Genomic DNA, 25763 nt, shown 5'->3' on the forward strand with positions numbered 1-25763 from the left:
GCGTTCGAATTTCAAAGCTTTCAATCGGTTTTTGTCGTTTCTCTGACCACCTTCATGATGCGCTCGTGCAACTGGGACGCGTAATCTGGCTGGATCTTTTCGTATTCCTGTTCGAACAGAGGGGAAGAGATCAAAAAGTCTGCACTCGAGCGATTGATCGCCACTGGTATGTTGTAGACCGTGGCGAGCCTTATGAGGGCTTTTATGTCCACATCGTGTGCCATCGGCTCGAGCGGATCCCAGAAAAAGATCAGAATGTCTATCTCGCCCTCGGCGATCTTCGCACCTATCTGTTGATCTCCTCCGAGCGGACCACTCTTGAATTTGTGAACCTTCAGGCCCGTCTTTTCCTCGATCAACGTGCCTGTGGTACCCGTCGCATAGAGCTCGTGTCTGGACAGAGTACCCTTGTTGAACTCGACCCATTCGATGAGATCTTTCTTCATTCGATCGTGAGCGATCAGAGCGATTCTTTTTCTCTTCGAAAGCTTCACTCGTTCCAAATTCATCACCTCCTCACGTTTATTTTACGGAAGGAGCGTTAAAATCGGCTTGAGGTGAAAAGATTGAGCAGAACCAGAGCCGTGTTCTACTTGGTTGTGACCTCGGTGCTGTGGAGCCTTGGGGGGTTGCTGATCAAGCTCGTCGACTGGAACCCCATGGCAATCGCCGCAGGCCGTAGTGCCATATCCGCGTTGCTCATCCTCGCCTACGTGAGAAGGCCCAAGTTCAACTGGGGCACGGATCAGCTACTCGCAGCGTTTTTCTATTTTGGAACGGTCACGCTGTTCGTGACGGCGAACAAGCTGACCACCGCCGCCAACGCGATCTTACTTCAATACGGTGCGCCCGTGTACGTGGCCATCTTCGCACCGATAGTCCTGAAAGAAAAAACGAAGACGGCGGATTGGTTCGCCATAGGGTTTGCACTCTTCGGCATGGTGCTGTTCTTCTTCGATGAGCTCAGGATAGAGAACATGGTCGGTATCCTTGTGGCCATTGCGAGTGGGGTCTCCTTCGCGCTCTACATCATCTTCATGAGGAAACAGAAAGACGCTTCTCCGATAGAATCGACCCTTTTAGGAAACATCCTGACGGCGCTCGTGGGACTGCCTTTCATCTTCAGTCAGAGCTTCGAATTTCGAAACGTTGCGGGTGTACTGTTGCTCGGAACAGTGCAGCTCGGTTTTTCCTACATACTCTATTCCATCGCGATCAAGTACGTTGATGCGCTCGAAGCGATACTGATCCCGATCATAGAACCCATACTCAATCCCATCTGGGTCTATTTGGCCTACGGCGAAAGACCAGGAAAATGGGCGCTTCTCGGTGGAAGCATAGTGTTGCTGTCCGTGACGCTCAGATACTCGATACCTCTTCTGCTGAAAAACTTCAAATCGACAGGTGACCGCGGTGTGCGAAAAATTTTAAGAAAATAACCATGGTAGTTTAACTTCAGGATGTTAAGGTACTGGCAACGATTCGAGGGGGGAGCAGTTTGAGGTTGTTAGAAGTTCAGGGGTTGAAGAAATATTATGGAAACGTGAAGGCTGTGGACGGCATCTCTTTCTCACTCGAAGAGGGTCAGATTCTTGCGTTGCTGGGCCCCAACGGGGCGGGTAAGACCACCACCGTTGAGATCCTCGAAGGTCTGAGAAGGAAAGATGAAGGTCGGATCTTCTACTTTGGACGAGAAATAGAGGTGGTCGATGAGACCATCAAAAAGCAGATGGGAGTGCAGTTGCAGAAAGGAGCCTTCTTTGAAAACCTGACGGTGAGAGAAACGATAGAGCTCTTCGCCGGTCTCTACGGTGTGAAACTGAACAGATCTCGCACGAGAGAGATCGTGGAGATGGTCATGCTCGAAGAAAAGATGAACAGTCGTGTCAAAACACTCTCGGGTGGGCAGATGCAAAGACTGAGTTTCGCGGTAGCGATCGTGAACGATCCGAAGATCGTTTTCCTCGACGAACCTACGACGGGACTCGATCCTCAAGCGAGGAGGCACATCTGGGAACTGATCGCAGATTTGAAGCGTAAAGGCAAGGGCGTGTTGCTGACCACGCACTACATGGAAGAAGCCGAGCGACTCGCCGATCGCATCCTCATCATGGATCACGGAAAGATCATAGCCGAAGGGACTCTGGATCGGTTGGTGAACAGTCTCGATATGGAGGACTACGTAGAGTTCACGGTGGACAACGCCGATCTGTTCTTACAGCACATGGCGGAAGTGAAACGCGCGAATCACAACAGGCTCGTCTTGGCGACGAAGAATGTGGAAGAGAGCGTTCAAAAGATCTTCGCCGTGGCGAAGCGTCTGGATCTCAAGATAGACGATCTAATCGTTAGACGTCCGAACCTGGAAGACGTTTTCATCCACCTCACGGGCCGAAGCTTGAGAGACTGAGGTGAAAACATGTTGAAGCTGACGAAGGGCATCCTCCTCGACACACTCAGAGATTTCGAGGCCGTCTTCTGGCCACTCGTGTTCCCGATCATACTCTTCTTCATATTAGTTTCGGTCTTCGGAGGTATGGGGACTTCGAATCCGATTTGGTTCAAGCTTGGGATCTTCCAAAGGACACAGCTCGCTGGATTTGGAAAGATCCTCGAGAACGTGATCGAGCAGATCCAGCCGGACCCGTTTCACGTGGTGAAGTACGAGGATCTGTCACGGGCTCTGAAGGATCTTCAATCGGACAAGATACAGCTTCTGCTCGAAATTCCAGACAGTTTCAACGTGGACCTGACGAGGGCGATCCTCACATCGGGTCGGTCCAACGTTTCACTCAAGGTTCATTTTCTGTCTGGAAAGATGGAGTCCGAAACGGCAGCCACGATCTTGCAAACCATCCTGAGCACTTTGAACGTCGAGATCTTCAAAAGGGTCCGGCCCGGAAACTTCACAGAGGTCAACTTCCAGCTCAGCATTGTCAGTAAGCCGAACGCGCGCAGTTTTCACTACGCCACCTATTTGTTCCCCGGGATCTTGCTGATGGCCATCATGTCTTTTGGCTTTTTCCATTTGCCCCTGTGGCTCGTGTTCAACAGAACCTCTGGCTTGAACAAACGATTGTACGCATCTTCTGTCACACCCTTCGAGGGCCTGTTCTCACTCGTGCTTGCGCAGCTGATCGTCATGTCGATTTCGTGCCTTCTCATCTACACTTTTGGATATTTTGTTTACAACGTGAGCAGATCCATCTTCAGCTGGAACTTCATCTTCACGCTGTTGCTCTCGATGCTCGTTTCTCTGTCCATGGGTCTGTTGCTCGTGTGTTTCTTCCCGAAGCCCGCTTCGGCGGTGGTGAGCGGTCAAGTTCTCTATCAGATCATGATGTTCGTGGGTGGTCTGTATTTTCCGGTTCTCAGATACAACGTTCCATCTTTCTTGAAGTACTTCGCCTTGGCTCTGCCATCGACGCACCTTGCGGAGCTTCTTCGCGGCGCGCTCGGCCACTCGGTCTACAACTTGCCGATCTGGCAGATGTGGTCGATACCAATCCTCTGGTTGATCGCTTCCGTTGCGCTGTTCCTGATCAGGTTCAAGTGGGTGATGGGCTATGAATGAGATCGTTGGTATGACGAAACTGATCTTTCTCGATTCGATTCGAAATCGCGTAGAATTCTTCTTCACTGTGATGTTTCCGATCGTTTTTCTGATCATATTCGGTTTCGTCTTCGCTGGTTCATCTGAATCTGGTAAGTACACCGTGGGACTCGTTTCTGATCTCGAACAGATCGAGCGGGTGATAGAAAGTTCAGGTCCGTGGAAAGTTCAACGTTACGCATCGGTAGAACAGCTCGAGCAGGACATCAGGGATGGAAAGATCTCTGTAGGTGTGGTCCTCAAGGACACGCAATCGATCCTGTACGCCGAAGGTGACATCGAGCTGAGCCAGAGGGCGAAGATGCTCGCAGTTTCTTTGAAACCTGCGATCGAGTCTGTGATCAACGACGTGCCAGCGTACTTGGAGGTTGAGAGGATCGCTCAAAGCCCACTCCAAAAAGAGGTTGCTTCCTTGGAGCACATCCTGACCGGTGTGATGGCGATCTCGATCCTTTCGAATGGGATGTTTTCCATGGTGACCATCTTCAGCAGGTACAGAAAACAGGGCGCGTTGAAAAGACTCATCGCCACGGGCGTCAAGCTGAGAAGTTTTCTCATCGCGGTTTCCATCGTGAGACTGTCGCTCAGTTTCCTATCTCTGGCTTTCATCATCCTCCTGAGCAGGGTGATGTTCAACGCTCAGCTGGCCTTCAACTGGTTCATGCTGGTTCCGACCCTCATTTTTTCCACCTTCGGTATGATGGCTGTGGGCTTGCTGATCGCACTCGTTTTCAAACAGCCCAACGCCGCTTCGAACGTCGCCTCGCTTTTGAACACCTTCATGATGTTTTTCTCTGGAGTTTACTTCCCGCTGTCCTGGATGCCATCCTACTTCAGATGGATCGGCTACGTCCTTCCGGTGAAGTACGTGGCAGATCTGGTCCGTGCGAGTGCGAAGCTTCAGCTGATGAGTCCGTCACTCTTCTGGTCGGTCAACTTCGTCATGCTGTTGGCAGGACTGTGCTTGCTGTGGCTCTCTGGTAAACTCTTTTTGAGAGCCGAGTAGGAGGTGTTCACTTTGGACTGCGTCAACAGAGAGAAGAACCTCAAAAGGTGCAACTGTTCCTATCCGGGTTGTCCGCGCAAGGGTATCTGCTGCGAGTGTCTGGCGTACCACAGGAGCCACGGGGAACTTCCCGCGTGTTATTTCTCCAACGAAGCGGAAAGAACCTGGGATAGATCCATAGAGAATTTCTTGAGAACCAGAAAAGGTTGAACCCGAACCGCCGGTCGAGGAAAATCAACGAAGAAATGCGCAAGTTTGTGCACGCGTTGAAGCGTGCCTTTTGATGTTGTTGGTTTTGAACTTGGACCCGGTTTGTACGACCTGGCGGTATACAGCTGCAGACGCACGTGGTAAAATCACATCGAGGTGAAACTATGGTTGAAAAGTTGAACGATTTCTGGAAAGCCTGCTGCTACATCGCAGCCGGCATGATCTACCTCAAGGACAATCCACTGCTGAGAGTTCCCCTCAAACCCGAACACGTGAAAAACAGACTGCTCGGGCATTGGGGTGCTTCACCGGCCCTGAGCTTCGCGTACGTTCACGCCAACAGGGTTATAAAGAAATACAATCTGAACGCCATCTTCATCGCCGGACCGGGACACGGTGCACCCGGCGTGATAGCACCTGTGTATCTGGAAGGAACGTTGAGCGAGTATTATCCAGAGTTCACCCAGGACGAAGAGGGTATGAGAAAACTCTTCAAGTACTTTTCTTTCCCGGGTGGATTTGGCAGTCATTGCACGCCCGAATTACCAGGTTCGATACAGGAAGGTGGCGAACTCGGTTATTCACTCTCTCACGCTTACGGTGCGGTATTCGATAATCCAAAACTTGTAGCCATAACGGTTATCGGTGACGGCGAAGCGGAGACTGGACCTCTTGCGGCATCGTGGCATTCCAATAAATTTCTCAATCCAGCAAGAGATGGTGCGGTTCTGCCGATCTTATCTTTGAACGGCTACAAGATAAACAACCCGACGATCCTTGCTCGAATAGAAGAAAGCGAGCTGCTGAGTCTGTTCAAAGGCTACGGATACGATCCCATCATCGTGGACGGAACCGACGATCATCTCGAATCACATCAGAGAATGATGGAAGCGATGGATAAGTGTGTTGAAAGGATCATCGACATCTGGTCCCGCGCGAAGGAAAAGATCGAAAGGCCGATCCTGCCAATGATAATCCTGAGAACTCCGAAAGGATGGACCGCACCGAAGATCGTCAGAGACCATTACATCGAAGGGTACTGGAGGTCGCACCAGGTCCCACTCGCCGATGCCAAAGAGAACGCCGAGAGCTTGAAGATTCTGGAGCAGTGGCTGTTGAGTTACGAACCGGACAGACTCTTCGATCGGTCTGGAAGGTTGAGGGAAGATCTGCTCGAAGTCGTTCCACCGGACGAACTCAAGATGAGCAAGAACCCGAACGCGAACGGTGGACTCGTCAGGGTTCCGCTGAAACTGCCTCCTTTGAAGGAATTCTCTATCGATCCAGAACGACAGAGGTACCACGAAAACACCCGTCCACTGGGAGACTATCTCAGGAGAATCATGGATCTCAATTCGAACAATTTCAGAGTTTTCGGGCCGGACGAAACGAGATCGAACAGGCTCGATGCGACCTTCGCACACGGCAAAGCCTGGAACGCGAAGATCCTGCCTGTAGACAGTGATGAGGGCTATCTTTCGGCCTTCGGAAGGGTCATGGAGATCCTGTCTGAGCACACGGTAGAAGGCTGGCTCGAAGGTTATTTGCTCACCGGCAGACACGGCCTTCTGAACACTTACGAAGGCTTCGCACCCATCATCTCTTCGATGGTCAACCAGTTTGGAAAATGGATCGATATATCTTCAGATATTCCCTGGAGGATGCCGATCTCATCTTTGAACCTGCTGCTGACTTCCGTCGTGTGGCGACAGGACCACAACGGCTTCACGCACCAAGATCCCGGTTTCATCACTTCGATAGTCGACAAATGGCCCAACGTGGTGAGGGTCTACTTCCCACCCGACGCGAACACGCTCTTAGCGACGGTGTGGCACTGTTTACAGACGACGAACAGGATAAACATCATCGTCGCGGACAAACAGAAACATCCACAGTATCTGAGCATCGACGAGGCGATCAAGAACGTGATAAAGGGGATCGCGATCTGGGATTTTGCATCGAACCATCCTCAGGAAGAACCCGACGTTGTCGTCGCGAGCTGTGGGGACATCCCGACGAAAGAGGCCGTCGCGGCAGTGAAGATCCTGAAGGAGTTCTTCCCGGAACTCAGGATAAGGTTTGTGAACGTGATAAACCTCTTCACCCTCACGCCGAACACGGAACATCCCGACGGATTGACCGACAGAGAGTTCGATTCTTATTTCACCACGGACAAGCCGGTCATATTCAACTTCCACGGTTATCCCTGGCTCATACACAGACTCACCTACAGAAGGACGAACCACAGCAACATACACGTGCGAGGCTATCGGGAGAACAGAAAGTATGGAATAGATTCCACAGCGCTCTCACCGTTCTTGAAAGGAAGAGGTGGCATAACCACACCGATGCAGCTGGCGATCCTGAACCAGATCGACAGGTTCAGCATAGCGATAGACGTGATAGACAGGGTCGAACACATACGCCAGAAAGCCGGTTACGCGAGAGATCTGATAAGAAACGCCCAGATCGAAGCGCTCCAGTACGCTTACGAACACGGTGTGGACAAGCCGGAGCTTTGAGCCTTCCAGGTTGAGGGTGGGGGTTTCGTTTCGACTTGCTCGAGCGATACTGGCTGAAGTGTGGTTCGAAAGCGGTAAGATCGATTTGAATGGGCCAGGCAAGCGCGAAGTTTGCACTGGGTGGGGATCAATTGCCCAAATCGATTTCGTGAGGTTAATGCACTCCTCATGAAATCGAATCTATTTCTTTTGAGACTTGTTTTTGTACATCTCTAAATCTGCTTCTTTCAGAGCTTCTTCGATGCTTATCCCAAAGCCCTGTGACCACTGTGAAAAACCGTGGCTCACCGAGATTCTCAAACCGGGAAAATCTTCGAATTCGACGCTTGCAAGTTTGTTCTCAATTCTTTGGATGACCTGCTGAGCTTCTTGAATCTGCAAATCCACAAAGAACACCACGAACTCGTCCCCTCCGATCCTGAACGCGAGATCAGTCTTTCTTATCTCGGTGCGCAACACTTCAGCCAACGCCTTCAGCACCATATCGCCCACGTAGTGACCATAAGTATCGTTGATCATCTTGAAAGAATCTATGTCCAGAAAACATATCACGATGTTCGAAGTGCTTTTCTGTAGGTCTTCGAGGCACTGCATCAGAAATCTTCTGTTGAAGAGTTTGGTCAGCGGATCTATGAATACGTCGAGTTTGTATCTTTCGATATCCTCTCTTAAATTCCGATTGACAAGGTAGAGGGATGTCAACTGATCTCTGATCTGTTTTTTCATATCCTGAATGGATTCCTGCAACTTGGAGATTTCTTTGATGGATGCTTCGACAGCATGGTCACTACTCTCGGCAAACGGCGATCTCTGGAATTGTTCGATCTCTTGCAGAGTATCTTTGATCGGTTTTGAAATCCTTCTGAAAACACCGAGGCTGAGCCAGAAACTCAGGATCATACCCGCGGTGACGGCTGAGCTGAGAAGAACGATCAATGTCTTCTTCATGGATTCTGCTTCGGAAAAATCCAGGACCGTCAAAACCCTTAAGGTGAAAAAGGCGCTCTTACCGCTCCAGTCGATGCCCGTCTGGGTCGTTGGGATCCAGTTCTTGTAAATTTTGTATCGGGAACCTCCCAGATTTTGGATCACGAAATCGTTCTCTGCTTCCTGTTTGCTGAAGTATCGTTTCTCTTCATCGTCGAGGGGTGGGTAATTCCCAAACGGTGCAAAGGAAGCACCGTAAAGGGAGATTCGTTTTACGTATCTGCTGTTGTGAGTTAATTCTTCCACACTTTCCCACAGATCGGTCACGATCACCGGATCGAGCGCCAGACCGATTTCCAGTATCCACCCGCTGGACAATCTTCTGTATCCATAGATCCTCGGGAGGTTGGTCCTGTATTCGAAGCTCAGGCCTTCAATGAGAAACTGTCCTGGCTTCAGTGGCTCGAGCCTCGCCGTCCAATACCTTGGAACAGCGCTCGCAATATTTAAACCGAGGTCTGTAGCGTAATTCGTTCTTTCTATAACACCGCTGGGACTTATCAGGTACCAGTTCACACGTTCGATGTACTGCATCGACAGTGTTTCAAGCCTTTTTGCCAGTATTTCTGTTATCTGCTCGTCAGAAAGTTCTCCATAAGTTTCCAGTTCGCTTGCCAGGACGTTCAGAAGGTCCCTCACGATGGGATTGTAAGAAGCATCGAAAGCCTTGACCGTTCTCTGCCACTGGTCTATGTAAGAAGAAACGAAGGTGACGGTATCTTTGAAAAGCGGTTGAAAAACGTATTTGCGATAGAAATGATCAACCAGCAGGATCACAACCAAAATTGTGCCGACTACGATGAGTGTGGTCGTGAAAAACAGTCTTTCGAAAATGACTTTCAAAAAGGAAGGCTTATAATCTTTATTCCGGATTCTTATTCACCCGCCCTTATTATGTTATCATACCTTGTGTGAATTGACTCACTTTTCTCACGCGCTCGCAGAATTGCCAAAGAACACGGTTGCCGCTGATCGGGACTGCGTGTCAGCAAAAACACTAAAGCCTTCAACCACCCACTTGCAATCTTCCAAGAGTCTGTGGTATACTAAATATCGCTGGAAAGTCGGGGACGTGGTGCAGCCTGGTTTAGCATGCCGGTCTGTCACACCGGTGGTCGCGGGTTCAAATCCCGTCGTCCCCGCCAAAGGGAGGGCCTTGGAGCCCTCCTTTTGTGTTATAATTCTTTCGAGGTGGACGAGTGAAGCTGTTCCTTGGGAGACAGATCGTTCTGAGTGAATTCTTCAATGTGGATCTTGCAGTCTCCTGGGTGGAGCAACCGGTCAGCGGGGCAAACTTCTACCTTCTGGGAAGCGATAAAGGTTACATTCTACTTTCGAACTTCTCTGAGGAGACCAGCTACGGTTTGGGTTTCCACGTCCTTGAGCTTCCGCACGGACTTTTCGCCGTCGTGACCGGTTCCATGAACTGGAGATACGCAAAGAGGGCCGCGGAGCTCGGAGCAAATGCACTGTTCGTTTTTCAGGATTTGTCCAAGCCCGAAGAATTGTTGCTCGTCAAAACCATCTGCTGGGGTTCGAGCAGGGAGTTCAACATTCCGGTGGTGCTGCTGGCGAAACACGCAGGAGCAACTCACCTCTTCTTCTGCGTTCCAGGCCAGGGAATGGATCGATCGGGCATCCTCTTCGATGCGACTTCTTCGTGCATCGTGGAACTCGATGTGTCCCGAACCGATTCGGGCAAGTTCTTCATCGTTAAAAGCCTCGCAGGTTGATACGTCATGGATTTTCTCTTTACGAACCTCTGGAGACTTTTCAGAGACTTACCGCCTTCACGAAAACATCTCGGCCCTGATCACGTTGTACGCACCGCAGTTCTGCAGCTCGAGTACGACTCCAGTTTCAAAAACAGAAAGATCTTCACAGATTTTTTCATGTCCCTGCTTTCCAAGATCGCCAGCTTTTCTCCCGACGTGGTCGTGTTTCCCGCACTGACAGATTTGTTCTTTTTACGCGGCGTATGGTCTTTCCCCTTGCCTGGCAGATTCATAAAGAACAAGCTGAAGGTGCCGGAGACGGTCAGCAAACAGTGCGAACGGTTCATGCTGGAACTCTCACGGCGATTGAACTGCACCGTGGCTTTCGGTACGACACGCGGTTTAAAACTCTGCAGTGAGGGACGTTCACTCGGTGAGAAACGCACAAAAGTGAAAGATTATGTTCTGGCGCTCGTGCCGAAACGTTTACTTGTGAGCAGCGAGGCCTTGGCGAAACTGGTCGAGGAGGGCGTCAGGATCGTTGTGACGCCTACCAGCGGGACGAACATCTACAGCGAGTGGGACGATAAATACTACTTCTGGTCGCACGCGCAGATGGTTGGTTACTACTGTCTGAAGGCAACGCTCGTTGGAAAACTTCTTCAAAATCGCCTCAAAGATCGAGCCTGCGTTTCCGGACCCATTCCTATCACACAGAATCACGACGGTTACATCGTGAGGAACGAATCGCTGGAAGGAAACGCGGTCCTTCTGGCCGAACTGGACATGGAAAGGCTTGAAAAATTCCTTCTGGAGCAGAAGAGTAAGTTCAGTACAACGATTTTTTGAACGAGCAGATGTCTCAATTTATTTCAATTTATTTCACTCACCACCCATTTTCCGCTGACCAGTTTGACGCCGAGATAGACGAAAGGTGTGTCTATGAGCGCGATGATGAACTTGACGATGTACTGGGAGAATATCATGCGCAGCAGAACATCACCGGGTACGGTGTTGACAAACGCCACCACGATGAACAAGCACGTATCGATGAACTGAGAAACGATGGTGGAGAAATTGTTCCTCACCCACAAATGCTTTCCCTTCGTGAGCCTTTTCCACACGTGAAACGCCCAAACATCGTGAGTTTGGGAGGCTACGTAGGCGATCATGCTCGCAACAACGATCCTCGGTGTGGAGGAGAAAACCTTTATGAAGGCTTCGTTGTCTTTGAAAAAGCTCGCCGGTGGATAAACGACCACGATCCTGCTGTAGAGCATCAACAGAAGGGAAACGAAAAACCCGCTCCAGACGATCCTCTGAGCAATTTTCCTGCCGTAGACTTCGCTCACGATGTCGGTGATGGCGAAGGTCACAGGATAGCATATCACGGCCACAGGAACGATGAACGGTCCCAGATTGACCAGTTTCGATGCGGTCACGTTCGAAGCAACTATGGCAAATATGAAGATGCTCGTGAGCGTGATGAGTTTCTCATTCAACCTTTCTGTCATGACCCTCCAGGCCTCCCATCTGTGTCGTCACTTTGATACCACCGCGGATGTTGTAAATAACGGTCACCCTGAGCCTGTTGGTGTTGAGAAGTTTCTTGAGATCTTCGTAAATTCTTTTCGTGGCCTCTTCCTGGTAGATTCCGACGTTTCTGAAGCTGACAAAGTAGTACTTCAACGATTTCAGCTCGACGATCTTTCCACCGTCCGGATAGTACTCGATGATCACCTTTCCGATGTCGGGCAGCCCGGAGAACGGGCAGACGGCGGAGAATTCTTCCGTCTCGATCCTGATGTATTCATCCTTACCATCGAAATCGATGGTTTCAAGAAAATCCGTTCTTATAGCTTCGTGCCCTTCGAAGTGAAAAATCCTTCCTTCTGCCTTCGGCATGGGTCCACCTCCGATCAAGAATTCTATCCCACCATATCATACAGTCAAGTCACGAAGAAACGCAGTTCGACGAACTACCCGGGGCCATCTTAACACGTTCGTACCCAGAGTTGTGATATCATACTGGGGGAATCCGAATATTGTGATAACATTTTTGCAAGGGGGTGTCGGTATGAAGAGGTTGTTTTTCGTGATCCTCGCGGTCCTGGCATGCGTTGTGTTCGCGACCGAGTACGCCGTGGAAGACGAACTTTTGACACCGGATCCTTCACCCAAGATCGGGGGCACTTTGAGACTCGCTCTGGCCTCGACTCCGGAATCTTACCTGCTTTATGGAACACTCGATTCTTCGAGCTACAGCGTCATCATGGGCCCGATGTTCTCAACGATGGTGGAAATGCACCCGGTGACGAACGAGATCAGACCGGCTCTGGCGAAATCCTGGACCGTCTCGACGGATGGAAAAGAAGTCACCTTCAAGCTGCGTGAGGCGTACTGGTCGGACGGAACACCCATCACAGCAGACGATGTGGTCTTCACGTTCCAGTACTTCGTCATGAACAAGTACGCACGTGGCAACTCGATCGACAGGTTCACGATACCGGACGAACAAGGTGTCAACAGGATGATCGAGTGGGTCAAGCTGGACGACAAGACCGTCAAAGCGATCCTCCCATCACCGTACGGAGCGTTCTTCACGGTGCTCTCACACGTCTACATCTATCCGAAGCACAAGCTCGAACCTCTCATCGATAAGAACGATCTTGGCTCGGTCAACAGAGTCTGGCTGTCGAACACGGATCCGAAAGAAATCGTCGTGAACGGTCCGTTCAAGCCGGTTCAGCTCATCACGGATCAGAAACTCGTGCTCGAAAGAAACCCGTACTTCTGGAAAGTGGACAGATTCGGAAACAAGCTACCTTACTTCGACAGGGTGGAGTATCTGATCATCAGGGATGCCGAGATGCGTACTGCAAAGTTCATGGCAGGAGAGATAGACTTCATGGCGATCGCTTCGAGGGACTATCCCATGCTCAAAGAACAGGAACTCACGGGTAAAACGCCTTACGTCGTCTATGCCACTCAGCCGAACCAGCCAACACCAAGTCCGATACACATCTCCTTCAACTTCGATGTGGACGATCCTGATCTGAGAAGTCTGTTCATCAAGCTCGAGTTCAGAGAGGCCATGGAGTACGCGCTGAACAGACAGAGAATAATCGATGAAGTGTTCGCGGGCCTGGCGATACCGGATGCAGGTTTGATACTCCCATCCAACAAAGCCTTCTACAATCCCAAGGTAGAGCAGCTCCTCAGACCGTACGATCTGAAGAAAGCGAACGAGTTACTCGACAAGCTCGGCTTGACGAAGAGGGACAAAGAAGGCTACAGACTCTTCCCGAACGGCAAGCGTGTTGAGTTCAACTTGCTGGTTCAGAACTCACCGAAGGAGTATCAGGACGTCGCGCTCATATTCGCAGAAGATCTCAAGAAACTGGGAATAAAGGTTAACCTGCAGATCCTCGATTCTTCCTTAGTCGGTCAGATGTTCGGTGCCGGCAACTTCCAGGCTGGGATAAGGGCGTTCGGGAACCAGCCAGACTTGCAGCTGAGAAAGGCCATATGGCAACCCGGTACACAGCTTTACTACTGGCATTATTCGACGATGGACAAGACGAAGACACCACCACAACCAGTCCTTGAGAACATGCTCGATTGGGAAAAGAGAATATGGGAGCTGTTCGAAAAAGCACAGATAGAAATGGATCCGGCAAAGAGAAAGGCATACTACGACGAGGTTCAGGAACTGTACCACATCTATCTGCCGGTCATCTTCGTGTGCAAAGGTATGAACATCTGGGGCTTCAACAAGACGCTGGGTAACGCCGGTTTAACTGACGACAGTATGCTGCGCTTCACAGTCTGGACCAGCTACAGGAAATGAACCCTGGGCTCCCCACTCAGGGGAGCCCTTCATCAAAGGTGATTTGGAATGTGGAGTTTCATCGTTCGAAGGATTCTCATCATGATACCGATGATGTTTTTCGTTTCCATCATTTGTTTTGTGGTGACAGAACTTCAACCTGGAGATTTTCTTTCGCAATATCTGGAAAATCCCCGCATCTCACCTGAACAGATCGAATCGCTCAGAAGAGAGCTCGCTCTGGACAAACCCGCCTACCAGAGGTACTTCATGTGGATAAAGAACATCGTCACGAAAGGCGACTTCGGTTACTCTTTCTCTTACCAAAGACCCGTTGTCGAGCTGATATGGGAACGGCTCGGCTGGACGGTGGCCATCTCCATCCTGACGATAGGTTTTCAGTGGCTCTTTGCGACTCTGATGGGAATCTATTCTGCGTTGCATCCATACACACCGATCGATTACACGCTCACGGTCTTAGGCTTCGTGGGTCTTTCGATTCCAGAATTCTTTCTCGCCTTAGTGCTCGTCTATCTGGTGTTGAGAGTCGGGGGCACGGCGGTGGGTGGACTGTTTTCACCCCAGTTCATAGGAGCCCCCATGAGCTGGGCGAAATTTGTCGATCTGCTGAAACATCTGTGGCTTCCCATAGTGGTTGTGGGTGTGAGCGGTCTTGCAGGATTGATGAGGATCATGCGGAGCAACATGCTGGACGTGCTCGGTTCTCCGTTCGTGACGGCCCTGAGGGCCCGAGGGCTGGATGAGAAAACAGTCAGAAAGCACGTGATAAAGAACGCGCTGAACCCACTGGTGAGCATAGCGGGCATGGAGCTGCCCAACGTGTTCAGCGGAACGATCATCGCGTCCATAGTGCTGAACCTGCCAACGATAGGACCGTTCTTTTACAACGCCCTTTTGAACCACGATCAGTACCTGGTGATGGCCTTCCTGCTGTTCATAGCCTTGATAACACAGATCGGAAACCTGCTCGCAGACATCGCGCTGGCCCTGCTCGATCCGAGGATAAGGATCAGCTGAGGTGAGAAGATGAACACGTGGCAGAGAGTTTTCTACCAGTTCAGGAGGCACAGGCTTGGTCTGATAGGTTTCTGGATCCTCGTGGTGCTGTACACGCTCATCATTTTTGCAGACTTCATCTCGCCTTACAGCTTCACCGAGACGCACAGTCGATTCACCTACGCACCGCCAACGAAGATCAGGTTCTTCCACGAAGGAAAGTTCAGAGGTCCCTTCGTGTACGGTTTGAAAAGAACGAGAGATCCTGTGACGTTCAGGATGAAGTACGAGGAGGATAGATCGAAAATATATCCAATCAAGATGCTTGTAAAAGGAGAAGAGTACAAATTCTGGGGAATGTTCAAAACGAACGTTCATCTCTTCGGCATAGAAGCTGATGCGAACGAGATGATGTTGCTTTTATTCGGAGCCGACAGGTTCGGTAGGGACCTCTTCTCGAGAGTCCTTCACGGTGGTAGAGTGTCTCTCACCGTCGGACTGGTGGGCACGCTCATCAGCGTGATCATAGGCTCTGTGATCGGATCGATTTCAGGTTACTACGGAGGATGGGTGGATGTCCTCATCCAGAGGTTCATAGAGCTGCTCCGGTCTTTCCCGAGGATTCCCCTGTGGCTCGCGCTCTCCGTCATACTGCCTCCAAGCTGGCCGAGCACGTGGGTGTACTTCGGTATCGTGGTCGTGCTGTCACTCATCGGGTGGATGGGCGTGGCACGGGTTGTCAGAGGGATGGTACTGAGTCTGAGGGAAAAAGAGTTCATCCTCGCCGCAAAGGTGGCGGGCGTGTCGGATTTCAAGATAATCACGAGGCACTTGATACCTAACATCATGAGCTATCTCATGGTTGTCTCCACACTCTCGATACCCGGCATGATCCTCGGAGAGAGCGCGATAAGCTTTTTGGGACTGGGAATAAAGGAACCCATGACGAGCTGGGGATTGCTCTTGAACCAGGCTCAATCGCTCTCCGCGCTGTCCACGAGCCCCTGGCTCCTGATTCCTGGATTCTTCATAATGATCTCGGTGCTCGCCTTCAACTTCGTCGGTGATGCGTTGAGGGATGCCCTTGATCCTTACAGGACGGTTGAGAAAGTATGAGCCTGCTGAGAGTAGAGGACCTGAAAGTTTCCTTCAACACGCTGGACGGTCTCGTGAGAGCGGTCGATGGGGTTTCTTTCACGCTCGAAGAACAGGAAACACTCGCGATCGTTGGAGAATCTGGCTGTGGTAAAACCGTCACAGCGCTCACCATACTCAGACTTGTGAAGAGGGCGATCGTGAGCGGGAGTATCTGGTATCGTGATATCGAGCTGACGAAGTTGTCAGAAAGAGAGCTTGAGGAGATACGCGGTAAGAAGATATCCATGATCTTTCAAGAACCCATGTCTTCGTTCGACCCACTCTACACGATTGGAAAACAGATGATGGAGGTTGCCATGAAGCATCTGAAGGTGGACGAGCGGCGGGCGAAAAGTCTGTGCGTAGACATGTTGAAGAAAGTCCAGATACCTTCCGCAGAACAACGTTTCAACGAGTATCCCCACCAGATGAGCGGTGGGATGTTGCAGAGGATCATGATCGCGATGGCCTTACTCACCAACCCGGACATCGTTATAGCGGACGAGCCAACCACGGCGCTGGACGTCACGATACAGGCACAGGTGCTGAACCTGTTCAAAGAACTTCAGAGGCAGTACAGAACATCGGTGATCTTCATCACCCACGATCTCGGTGTCGTGGCTGAAGTTGCGGACAGGGTCCACGTTATGTACGCAGGAAAGATCGTTGAGAGGGCGAACGTTTTGAAACTCTTCGAACAACCTCTTCATCCGTACACCAAGGGTTTGCTCGAATCGAGGATCAGAAGAGAGTACAGAAATAAGAAACTTCCCTTCATCGAGGGCAACGTTCCTGCGGCGACGAACTGGCCGGCTGGTTGCAGGTTCCATCCGAGATGTCCGAAAGCTATGAAGATCTGCCGTGAACAGGAACCAACGGAAGTGCACGTGGACGGTTCGAGTGTCGCCTGCTGGCTGTACCGTGAAGGTGATGCACGGTGATAGTCTCGCTGAGAAAGGTCAAAAAATACTTTCCCGTGAGGGCCGGAGTCTTTTTGCAGATCGTCGGCTGGGTGAGGGCACTCGAGGAGCTGGACCTGGACATCGCGGAGAACGAGGTCGTCGGTGTGGTCGGAGAATCCGGTTGTGGCAAGACCACGCTTGGAAGGATCGTTGCCAGGATCCTTCAACCCACTTCCGGAACGATTGAATTTCAAGGAATCGATGTGACCAAGAAGGTTCCGAAAGACGTTGAAAGACTCTTTCGAAGGACAGTCCAGATGGTCTTTCAGGATCCTTTCAATTCGCTCGATCCGAGGATGACGATCCTGGACGTGGTGAAAGAACCCCTCGAGGCACACAGAATTTTCGAATCGAAGAGAGAGATGGAAGAGTACGTGACCGAGCTCCTAATCAGAGTGGGACTTCACAGAGAACATTTATCACGTTATCCGCACGAATTTTCTGGCGGACAGAGACAGAGGATAGCCATAGCCAGAGCCGTAGCGCTCAAACCGAAACTCATCGTCTGTGACGAGCCAACGTCTGCGCTGGACGTTTCCGTGCAGAGTCAGATCGTGAACTTGCTTCAGGAGTTGAGAGAGGAATACGGAATGTCTTATCTTTTCATATCGCACAATCTGGATCTCGTCTACCACATGAGCGATAGGTTGATCGTGATGTACCTCGGCAACGTCGTGGAAGAAGGAGACGCAGTCGAGGTGTTCGAAAACCCGCTGCATCCTTACACGAAAGCCCTCATGTCTGCCGTCCCGGATTGGGATCCAAGACAGAGAAAGCTCTCTCAGCTGAAACTTTACGGAGAACCCCCAAGCCCGGTGAATCCGCCAGAGGGGTGCGTTTTTTCAACGAGGTGCCATTACAGGTTCGAAAGGTGTGAAAGAGAAAGGCCGCAGCTCAAAGGTGATGAGAAGCATAGAGTCGCCTGTTTTTTGTACGAGAGGTGAGAAAATTGAGAGAAAAACTGTTCAGATCGATCGATCGGATCGTCGAGGAAGGCTTGAACAGGATCTATCCTGGAGCCACACTGTTGATCGCCTGGCCCGACGAGATCGTCTACGAGAAAGCTTACGGAACGCTGGATTTTGAAAGAAAAACGAACCTCGAAACGGTGTACGATCTCGCCAGCCTAACGAAGGTTGTCGCCACAACTACCGCCGTGATGAAGCTGTTCGCCGAAGGTTATCTCCACCTGCACGACAGGGTGGGAAGGTTCATAAACGTTGAAAAACCCAAAGGAGATATCACCATCCTGCAACTTCTGTCGCACACGTCCGGTATGCAACCGTACTCGGAACTGTGGAAGTACCTGAGGGGGAAAGAACTGCTCGAAGAGATTTTGAAGATACAACCCATCGAAGAGGCGGGGAAGAAGATCGTCTATTCGTGCCTGAACTTCATCACGCTCATGGCTGTAGTCGAGAGAATAACCGATCAACGCTTCGACGAGTTCGTTTATTCCATCTTCGAGCCGTTGCAGATGAAACACACGAGATTCTCACCTGGTCACGGCGAGAACATCGCCCCGACGTCGGAGAGGGAAGGTAAAAGGTTGGTGGGTCTTCCGGACGACGAACTCGCCTATTACCTCGGTGGTGTGAGCGGGAATGCGGGCCTGTTTTCGAACGTGAAAGACCTTTACAGATTCATGAGCGCGTTGCTGAAAGGCGAGATCGTTCCAAAGCCCGTGGTGAAACTGTTCACGCAGACCGTGATCGAAGCGAGCAATGGAAAGAGGCACCTCGGGTGGATGTGCCCGGCGAGCGGAACGAGCAGCGGTGATATGCTCACAGACAAGGCTTTCGGTCACAGTGGTTTCACCGGTACGACGATTTGGTGCCGCCAGGACGGTCTGTTCGTGATCTTCTTGACGAACAAAGGTTTCATAAAGAGGTTCGAAGAGGAGATCATGAGGATCAGGGCGTTGCTCCACAACGTCGTGTTTTCCAGCATCGAGGAGAAAAGATCTATTTTCGAGTGATGAAAAAAGCCCAAACGGGTGACGGAAAACCAAAACGTCAGGTGATGTCCTGCTGCTTTGTCTCAACTGCGAACAGGCTCACGATCACAGCTGCGAACATTGAAAGCAGAGCCAGCCAGAAGAAGATTTCCAGAAAAGAAGCGTTCCTCTGCAGCATGAAGCCGCCGTATTGAGGAGCCAGGATGCCCGCGATCCGTGCCACAACGCCCGCCATCCCGTTACCGGTCGCGCGCATCGTTGTGGGATAGATCTCCGGCGTGTACGCGTACACCAGACCCCACACGCCGAGCGTGAAGAAAGAGAGCAACAGCGCCACAGAAACCAGCTGAAACGTGCTGGAAACGAAAGCCCAGAGTATGGAGCTGACGGCCATACCGGCCAGATAGACCTGCAACGATCTCTTTCTACCTATCTTCTCGATGAAGTACGCTGCGGACAGATATCCCGGCAGTTGGGCGACCATCATGAAGAAAGTGAACCAGAGCGATCTGGTGACCGTGAGGCCGTGCTGCGCGAAGATCTTCGGAGCCCAGGAGAAGAGCACGTAATAGACGAAGCTGACGGTGAACCACACCGTCCAGATCATCAAAGTTTTCCGCGCCTGAGGTCCCTTCAGAATCTCAACAACTGTGACTTTCGCTTCGCGGAGCGGTTGGATCTCTTCTTCAATTTTTGTCTTCAGGATTTTCTCCAGAGAAGGTTTTCCACCCTTCTTGAACGCGAACCTGGGTGATTCTGGAAGTTTCAGCAACACCAGTACGAGCAGTGCGCCGCTCAGAAAGACCAGATACGATATTCTCCAAGAATAGGAAATCGTCAGCACCGAGACCAGTCCTATGGCGATGCTTCCTACCGCCCAGCTCGCCTCGAGCAGCACGAGGAAGGCACCTCTCAGAGACTTTCCCATGAACTCTGCGAGGTACGCGTTCACCGAAGGCATCAAGCCGCCGTAGCCGATCCCGGAAATCAACCTCAGAAGGAAGAAAGATCCAAAACCACGGGTCAAACCGAGCATAGCCGTTGGAAAGAATGTGAGGAAGAAGTACAGAAGGTTTGACAATCTTCTACCGAAAGCGTCGGACAAACTCCCCACACTCAGTGCGCCGAGGAGCATGCCAATGAACGTTGCGCTCAGCAGGTTCGCCGACTGAGCGATCGAAAGTTTCCATACCTGACTGATCGACGGAAGCGTGAACGAGAGTACCAGAACGCCCGCCGCATCGTACATCCACAGGATGGACGTCAGAAGAAGCATTTTCCTTTTGTATTCCATCGGAACGTACGTTTCGATGACATCGTCCAGACTCCGCATCGCACATCACCTGCGCTCATGTTCTTTGTTGTGTGCTGATCCATTTAATATTGTATCCATTAGTATTGCCACAGGCTAAAGAACATGTGTCCGGAAAAGGTTCTTAAAAGACCCAATCTTTTTGAAATCTCGCGCGAAGAACTTTTAAAGCTGCGTCGATCGCGGTGACAACTCTGCAAGCGTTGGTGGTTCGCGGGGCTGGAAGTTGAAACTCACCTCGAAACAGCTCGTAGTAAAGCCTGATGAAATCCATGAACCCGGAGAGTGGTAAGGTAAAATACTACCAGGGGCCCGAATAGTTTGGTCAACAAGCATCAAAGGAGGAGTGAATATGAAAAAAGCTGTTTGGATTATCGCGTTGGCCCTGTTGTTATTCGCCTGCGCAGAACCACAGGTACAAAAGCCGACGATCGAAAAACTTGCGAGTGATCTTGCGGTTGCTTTGGAAAATCTTATTACAAACCCAAGAGCGATCGACAACTACGTAAAGACTCTTGCCCCAGGTACTGATGTTGCTCAGTTAAAGGAAGAGTTCATTTCCAATCTGCGCAACACGATAAGCACGCTCGGCAAGAAAGTCCAATATCTCGGCATTTACGAGACTAAAGCCGCAACGGTCATTTATTCTTTCGACCTCGGCATGAAACCAGACGATGTGGAAAAGGTCTATCTTCTTCACCTTCTGCTGATAAACCCGGAAAGTCAGCAAAGAAGCAACTATACTGTACCGTTCTTAACGTTGAAGAACGAGCCTGACAAAATCTACATCGCGGTCGTCTTCAAGAGAGATAATACGGCTATCATCTATCCAAAACCCATTGTTTCTCAATGAGAGTGAGATTGTGGTTTGACTCTTCATGGTTGGGGCTTGAGTTTTTTCAGTGTTTTACTTCCAAAAAAGGACACCAGCCGAAGAAAATTTCCCAAGTTACAGCGAACTTGCGATGGCCTGAGCGTTGAGAACGGTCTTCATTTGACCCGTTGACCCGTGAAGACGAGGAGCGAATTCTTTGGAAAGCTTCCTTGACACGATGTTGTATACGGCACCAGAAAGCACTGCGAGGATCATCAGGAGCCTTCCAAGAAGACTCCCCACGACAAATTGGATCTGACAGGGCTACTTCCACAAAGCCGCAGGTGATAGGAAGATAGTGTGCGAAATCCGCCTTTTCTTTCAAAGAGAACACCTTTTCGGGTCGATCGACTCCTTGTGACAACCGAGAAGATCGAAGGTTACGAGATCACCGAGACGTTGGACCTTGTGATGGGCAACACCGTTCACTCAAAACACCTGAATAAAGACATTGCGGCTGCCTTCAAAACTCATACAGGCGGCGAAATAAAGTCATACACTGAACTCTTGATTGAAGCGAGGAACATAGCAATGCAAAGAATGATCGCAGAAGCCGAGAAACTCGCAGCCGATGCCACTCTCGGCGTTAGATTTGGTACCTCTTCGATCATGCAGTCTGTGGTTGAAGTTCTTGCCTATGGCACGGCAGAGAAACTCAAGAGGATCTAAACAGTTTCTTGCCGTCCCAAATGACTTCTTTGGGTCTTGCTACCAAGTTGTGGGCATATGTCATGGCCATATCCTTGACAAATCCGTCGAAAAACGTGTAAACTTGTTGTGGAAAATCTCAACTTCTGCCGGTATGGTGGAGAATGGGAGATGGCCATACCTCTTGATGGGGTATGGCCAATTTCTTTGAGTGGGGGTGTGTTCTGTGAAAAGGGGTATCTTCTGGGTCCTCCTGTCGCTGGTGCTGGTCTTCGTGGGTTCCCTCATCGCCTACCTGGTCCAGACGGATTTTGGAAGGGTTCAAGTCAAAGACGTGCGTTTCGTCAGCAGTGACGGTAAGATTTTGAGTGCGTTACTGTTCATTCCCAAGGGCGTTTCACCGGAAAAGCCCGCGCCGGCAGTCCTGACCATGCACGGTTACATCAACTCACGCGAGACTCAGAGCGGTTTCAACATCGAATTCGCGAGGCGCGGTTACGTGGTCTTCGCTATGGACATGGCCGGGCACGGCTATTCTGAACAGATCAAAGGTGGACTCGCCAATCCTGCGCGCGGTGCGGCCGATGGATTGCTGTACCTTGCGGGTCTGCCGTTCGTTGACAAGAACAACATCGCGGTCGAAGGTCATTCCATGGGTGGATGGTCCGTGCTCAGCGCGGCTGGGAAATATCCACAGCTCGTTCGAACCGTGATCCTCGTGGGGTCTTCCTCGGAAACCTACGGTGCCCCAAAGGTGACTGCGGAAACACCATTCAATTTCGCCGTTATATTCAGCAAGTACGACGAGTTCAGTCGATTGATGTGGGGTGTCGAAAAGGCTTCGGACATCGTTAAGACTCAAAAGCTGAAGGTCGCTTTCGGTACCGATGAAGATGTGATCCCGGGAAAACTTTACGGTTCGTTCGAGAACAAATCCGCGAGGAAATTGTACATACCGAACTGCACGCATCCGGGTGATCATCTCTCAACTGAAGCGATCGGATACGCCATCGAATTCTTGCAGGACTCTATAAGGCCACCGAAGTACATCGATCCGAAGAACCAGATATGGCCATGGAAAGAGTTCGGAACGCTGCTCGGTTTGATAGGTGGTATCATGTTCCTGCTCAGCTACGGTTACTGCATGTTGCAGACCGCTTATTTCTCGTCTCTGAGAAACCAGCCTGTCGATTTCCAGGTGAAGAACAAACTGGTGAACACGATCGCGTGGCTCGTGGGTTTCTTCCTGGTTACGGCGATCCCGGCGTTCACGTTCTTCAAATTCCAGCAACCTGGTGGGAAAACTCCGACTCCGAACGCGTTCTGGCCGCAGAGTTTGACGATCGGTTTCGCACGCTGGGCAACGTTCAACGCGCTGATCGCCATCGGTCTGTTCGTCGTCTGGCACTTCGTTTATCATCGCAGGATCGGTGGCAACCTGCTGACCTACGGTCTGGCAACGAATCCCGAAAAGCCGAGGTTCCGCTTGAAACAGTTGTGGAAAGCCTTCGCTCTGAGTGTCTGCACGGTCTTCGCAACGCACATAGTCCTGTCCATAGTCCAGTGGGCGTTCAAAGTGGATTTCCGCTGGTGGGTGATAGCGCTCAAGCCTATGAGTTTTGAAAGGTTCTGGATATTCATCAAATTCTTGCCGCCGTTTGCGCTGTTCGCGTTCGTGAACTCGCTGGTGCTGAACGGTCAGCTGAAGGCGAGAGCCTTCAAGAATGAGGTGACATCGACGGCCGTGTGGATGGTGTCTTCAGCGCTCGCGAACTGTCTCGGAATACTGATCCTCGTGCTGCTTCAGGTGGGTAAATTGTTTGCCACACAGACATTGTTCTTCCCAACACAGCCGTTGCTTGGAATCGTTGCATACCAGTTCGTCTTTCTAACCGCGGTTGCCGGGGCTGTGTCGGCGTTCTTCTACAGAAGAACTGGGAGCATCTACACCGGTGCGTTCGTGAACGCCCTGTTCGTCACCTGGTACATCGTGGCAGGACAGGCCATACAGTTTGCAGGATGATAAAAGGTGAATTAAAATTGGAATAGAAAGGGGGGATGCATATTGTTAAGGAGAGTTTTCCTGGCGCTGGCGCTGACGTGCTTTCTTATGAGTTTCGGACTTGGACAGCCCCAACAAACACTTGATGGCAACATTCTCCGCAACGGGGATTTCTCACAGAACATTCTGTACATAAGCGAATCGTATCCTGAGATTCCCACGGGGGACTTCGACACCAAAAGAACGTGGTTGTTCAGGACTGGAGATGGGGCACAGGCTGTTGGGGTCGTGGAGAACGGAGTTTTGAAAGTTTCCATCACCTACGGTGGACCGAATTCGTGGTCGGTGCAGGTGCTACAATCTCCAATCACGGTGGAGTATCTGGGAATCTACAGGGTGGAGTTCGAAGCCTGGGCGAGCAAGAGCAGAAGAATCGGAGTGAAGATCGGTGCGACCGCCTCAAGAGGATGGATACCCTACAACCCACCGCCGAGCGGACGGCCGGTGGATCAATCTGGAGGGTACGCCATCGATATCACCACCGAAAGGAGGACTTACAGTTTCGAGTTCACTATGAGGAACGAGACCGACATGAGGGCAAGGTTTGAATTTCAGCTTGGTCAGGATGACGGAACCGTGTACATAGACAACGTGAAGTTGATCAAAGTGGGACAGGCGGAACCACCCGCGCCACCACCGGCCCTCGGAGAGAAGTACTGGTACGAACTGGTGTGGGAGGAGAACTTCGACGGAGACACCATAAACGAGAGTGTGTGGAGTTTCGAAATCGGTAACGGTCACGCCCAGGGGATTCCGGGCTGGGGCAACGCCGAGCTGGAATATTACAAGAAGGAGAACGCTTACATAGAGAACGGAGTTCTGGTCATCGAAGCGAAGAAAGAGACCGCGCAGGATCAGTACGGAACGTACAACTACACTTCCGCGAGGATGAAAACGCAGGGAAAGTTCAGCGTGAAGTACGGAAGAATAGAGTTCAGAGCCAAACTTCCATGGGGTAAAGGCGTATGGCCGGCCCTCTGGATGCTCGGAGAGAACATAACAGAAGTGGGATGGCCCGCGTGCGGAGAAATCGATGTGATGGAATACCTTGGTCATGAAACGAACAAAGTCTACGGTACGATACATGGACCAGGTTATTCGGGAGCCGGTGGAAAAGGTGGAAGTTACACCCTTCCGACTGGTAATTTCACCGAAGACTTCCACATCTTCGCGGTCGAATGGGACCCTCTTGGGATCAAATGGTACGTGGACGGTGTGAAGTTCTTCCAGATAACCAGAACGGAGGTCCCCGGAGATTGGGTGTTCGATCATCCGTTCTTCATCATAATGAACGTCGCGGTTGGTGGTTACTGGCCCGGATATCCGGATGAGACCACGACCTTCCCGCAGAAGATGTACGTGGATTACATCAGAGTGTACAAAGGCGTGGGTATGGAGACCATCGACAACGGTAGCTTCGACTATCCGCTGACCAACGATCAGCAGAACTGGCCCGACGATTGGTTCCTGTGGTACGGTTCGCCGTACGGTATGGGAGGAAGAGCTTCGGTGAGCATCGAAACGGAAGGAAAGAACAGATTCGCCGTCGTAGAAGTGATGGACACAGGTTGGGAAAGCTGGCACGTGCAGTTCAACCAGTGGGTGGGTCTTTCCAAGGGAAAAACGTACAGGTTCACCTTCAAGGCCAGAGCGGAAAACCCGAGAGATATAAACGTGAAATTCCTGCACCCGACAAACTACACACTCTACGCGGTTCAGAACTACAATCTGACCACGGATTGGCAGAGCTTCGAACTCGTGTTCACGTTCAACGCGGACTATCCCGTGGCCAACCTCTCGATCGAGCTTGGAAAGACGAACAGTCCAAGGACTGGAAAGGTGTATTTTGACGATTTCGCTTTAGAAGAAGTCAGATGAGCTTTGAGGTCGCTGAAGATGAGGCCGGCGCCGT

At 51.0% G+C, this 25763-nt stretch carries 23 protein-coding genes and 1 tRNA gene; 19 read left to right on the forward strand and 5 right to left on the reverse strand.

Annotated elements, in window-relative coordinates; translation table 11 throughout:
* Nucleotides 1-20 precede the first annotated feature (20 nt).
* Nucleotides 21-509, reverse strand: coding sequence for a methylglyoxal synthase (locus tag TSP01S_RS02585; RefSeq protein ID WP_041076215.1), 489 nt, complete (start codon nt 507-509; stop codon nt 21-23).
* A 57-nt stretch (nt 510-566) separates the two neighbouring features.
* On the opposite strand from TSP01S_RS02585, the gene TSP01S_RS02590 reads away from it, so the two are divergent.
* The 6 genes from TSP01S_RS02590 to TSP01S_RS02615 all read left to right on the forward strand — a co-directional run bounded on the left by TSP01S_RS02590 (nt 567) and on the right by TSP01S_RS02615 (nt 7351).
* Nucleotides 567-1439: a DMT family transporter gene (locus tag TSP01S_RS02590; protein ID WP_052463467.1), complete on the forward strand. Its 873-nt coding sequence runs from the start codon at nt 567-569 to the stop codon at nt 1437-1439.
* A gap of 59 nt (nt 1440-1498) precedes the next feature.
* Nucleotides 1499-2410 (forward strand): ABC transporter ATP-binding protein, encoded by a 912-nt coding sequence (locus TSP01S_RS02595; RefSeq protein WP_052463468.1) that lies wholly within the window; start codon nt 1499-1501, stop codon nt 2408-2410.
* 9 nt (nt 2411-2419) lie between these two features.
* Nucleotides 2420-3574: an ABC transporter permease gene (locus tag TSP01S_RS02600; RefSeq protein ID WP_041076218.1), complete on the forward strand. Its 1155-nt coding sequence runs from the start codon at nt 2420-2422 to the stop codon at nt 3572-3574.
* The gene (locus TSP01S_RS02605; protein WP_041076220.1) at nt 3567-4619 is read left to right on the forward strand and encodes an ABC transporter permease; all 1053 of its coding nucleotides are present in this window, start codon (nt 3567-3569) and stop codon (nt 4617-4619) included. Before TSP01S_RS02600 ends, TSP01S_RS02605 begins: the two co-directional genes overlap by 8 nt.
* A gap of 12 nt (nt 4620-4631) precedes the next feature.
* Nucleotides 4632-4829, forward strand: coding sequence for a DUF6485 family protein (locus tag TSP01S_RS02610; protein WP_041076222.1), 198 nt, complete (start codon nt 4632-4634; stop codon nt 4827-4829).
* Between the two features lie 137 nt (nt 4830-4966).
* The gene (locus TSP01S_RS02615; RefSeq protein WP_269450321.1) at nt 4967-7351 is read left to right on the forward strand and encodes a phosphoketolase family protein; all 2385 of its coding nucleotides are present in this window, start codon (nt 4967-4969) and stop codon (nt 7349-7351) included.
* A 180-nt stretch (nt 7352-7531) separates the two neighbouring features.
* Here TSP01S_RS02615 and TSP01S_RS02620 read toward each other — a convergent pair whose 3' ends face one another.
* Nucleotides 7532-9181 (reverse strand): GGDEF domain-containing protein, encoded by a 1650-nt coding sequence (locus TSP01S_RS02620; RefSeq protein WP_041076226.1) that lies wholly within the window; start codon nt 9179-9181, stop codon nt 7532-7534.
* A 223-nt stretch (nt 9182-9404) separates the two neighbouring features.
* On the opposite strand from TSP01S_RS02620, the gene TSP01S_RS02625 reads away from it, so the two are divergent.
* The 3 genes from TSP01S_RS02625 (at nt 9405) to TSP01S_RS02635 (ending at nt 10902) form a co-directional block, all read left to right on the forward strand.
* Nucleotides 9405-9483 (forward strand) — tRNA-Asp (locus tag TSP01S_RS02625).
* Between the two features lie 54 nt (nt 9484-9537).
* On the forward strand, nt 9538-10071 hold the full coding sequence (locus TSP01S_RS02630) for a hypothetical protein (RefSeq protein WP_041076228.1): 534 nt from the start codon (nt 9538-9540) through the stop codon (nt 10069-10071).
* Nucleotides 10072-10077: 6 nt separating this feature from the next.
* A complete protein-coding gene (locus TSP01S_RS02635) occupies nt 10078-10902 on the forward strand; it encodes a hypothetical protein (RefSeq protein ID WP_041076230.1) in 825 nt (274 codons plus the stop codon).
* Between the two features lie 23 nt (nt 10903-10925).
* Here TSP01S_RS02635 and TSP01S_RS02640 read toward each other — a convergent pair whose 3' ends face one another.
* Both TSP01S_RS02640 and queF read right to left on the reverse strand, forming a co-directional pair.
* Nucleotides 10926-11567 carry a queuosine precursor transporter gene (locus tag TSP01S_RS02640; RefSeq protein WP_041076232.1) on the reverse strand — a complete coding sequence of 214 codons (642 nt, stop codon included), beginning with the start codon at nt 11565-11567 and terminating at the stop codon, nt 10926-10928.
* The gene (gene queF, locus TSP01S_RS02645; RefSeq protein ID WP_041076234.1) at nt 11548-11958 is read right to left on the reverse strand and encodes a preQ(1) synthase; all 411 of its coding nucleotides are present in this window, start codon (nt 11956-11958) and stop codon (nt 11548-11550) included. The genes TSP01S_RS02640 and queF overlap by 20 nt, the downstream gene beginning before the upstream one ends.
* Before the next feature lie 172 nt (nt 11959-12130).
* Here queF and TSP01S_RS02650 point away from each other — a divergent pair, with 172 nt between their 5' ends.
* From TSP01S_RS02650 to TSP01S_RS02675, 6 genes are read left to right on the forward strand one after another with little or no spacing between them, the layout of a single operon-like run.
* Nucleotides 12131-13903 carry an ABC transporter substrate-binding protein gene (locus tag TSP01S_RS02650; RefSeq protein WP_041076236.1) on the forward strand — a complete coding sequence of 591 codons (1773 nt, stop codon included), beginning with the start codon at nt 12131-12133 and terminating at the stop codon, nt 13901-13903.
* 48 nt (nt 13904-13951) lie between these two features.
* A complete protein-coding gene (locus TSP01S_RS02655; protein ID WP_041076238.1) occupies nt 13952-14920 on the forward strand; it encodes an ABC transporter permease in 969 nt (322 codons plus the stop codon).
* A gap of 9 nt (nt 14921-14929) precedes the next feature.
* Nucleotides 14930-16015: an ABC transporter permease gene (locus TSP01S_RS02660; RefSeq protein ID WP_041076240.1), complete on the forward strand. Its 1086-nt coding sequence runs from the start codon at nt 14930-14932 to the stop codon at nt 16013-16015.
* Entirely contained in the window at nt 16012-16977 is a 966-nt protein-coding gene (locus TSP01S_RS02665; RefSeq protein WP_041076242.1) for an ABC transporter ATP-binding protein, read from the forward strand. Before TSP01S_RS02660 ends, TSP01S_RS02665 begins: the two co-directional genes overlap by 4 nt.
* Complete coding sequence (locus TSP01S_RS02670) at nt 16974-17942, forward strand: ABC transporter ATP-binding protein (RefSeq protein WP_041076244.1); 969 nt, start codon at nt 16974-16976, stop codon at nt 17940-17942. Before TSP01S_RS02665 ends, TSP01S_RS02670 begins: the two co-directional genes overlap by 4 nt.
* Before the next feature lie 5 nt (nt 17943-17947).
* Complete coding sequence (locus TSP01S_RS02675; protein ID WP_408033232.1) at nt 17948-18976, forward strand: serine hydrolase domain-containing protein; 1029 nt, start codon at nt 17948-17950, stop codon at nt 18974-18976.
* A 37-nt stretch (nt 18977-19013) separates the two neighbouring features.
* Here the strand turns inward: TSP01S_RS02675 and TSP01S_RS02680 are convergent, their stop codons facing one another.
* On the reverse strand, nt 19014-20288 hold the full coding sequence (locus tag TSP01S_RS02680; protein WP_041076246.1) for an MFS transporter: 1275 nt from the start codon (nt 20286-20288) through the stop codon (nt 19014-19016).
* 331 nt (nt 20289-20619) lie between these two features.
* On the opposite strand from TSP01S_RS02680, the gene TSP01S_RS02685 reads away from it, so the two are divergent.
* The 4 genes from TSP01S_RS02685 to TSP01S_RS02700 all read left to right on the forward strand — a co-directional run bounded on the left by TSP01S_RS02685 (nt 20620) and on the right by TSP01S_RS02700 (nt 25729).
* Nucleotides 20620-21120, forward strand: coding sequence for a hypothetical protein (locus TSP01S_RS02685; RefSeq protein WP_041076248.1), 501 nt, complete (start codon nt 20620-20622; stop codon nt 21118-21120).
* Between the two features lie 321 nt (nt 21121-21441).
* Nucleotides 21442-21810, forward strand: a complete 369-nt coding sequence (locus TSP01S_RS02690) for a YbjQ family protein (protein ID WP_052463469.1) — start codon at nt 21442-21444, stop codon at nt 21808-21810.
* 205 nt (nt 21811-22015) lie between these two features.
* Entirely contained in the window at nt 22016-23812 is a 1797-nt protein-coding gene (locus TSP01S_RS02695; RefSeq protein WP_041076250.1) for an alpha/beta hydrolase family protein, read from the forward strand.
* A 42-nt stretch (nt 23813-23854) separates the two neighbouring features.
* On the forward strand, nt 23855-25729 hold the full coding sequence (locus tag TSP01S_RS02700) for a family 16 glycosylhydrolase (RefSeq protein ID WP_041076252.1): 1875 nt from the start codon (nt 23855-23857) through the stop codon (nt 25727-25729).
* Nucleotides 25730-25763: the final 34 nt, after the last annotated feature.

Origin of the sequence: Thermotoga caldifontis AZM44c09, from assembly GCF_000828655.1 — a bacterium.
Classification (GTDB): Bacteria; Thermotogota; Thermotogae; order Thermotogales; family DSM-5069; genus Pseudothermotoga_A; species Pseudothermotoga_A caldifontis.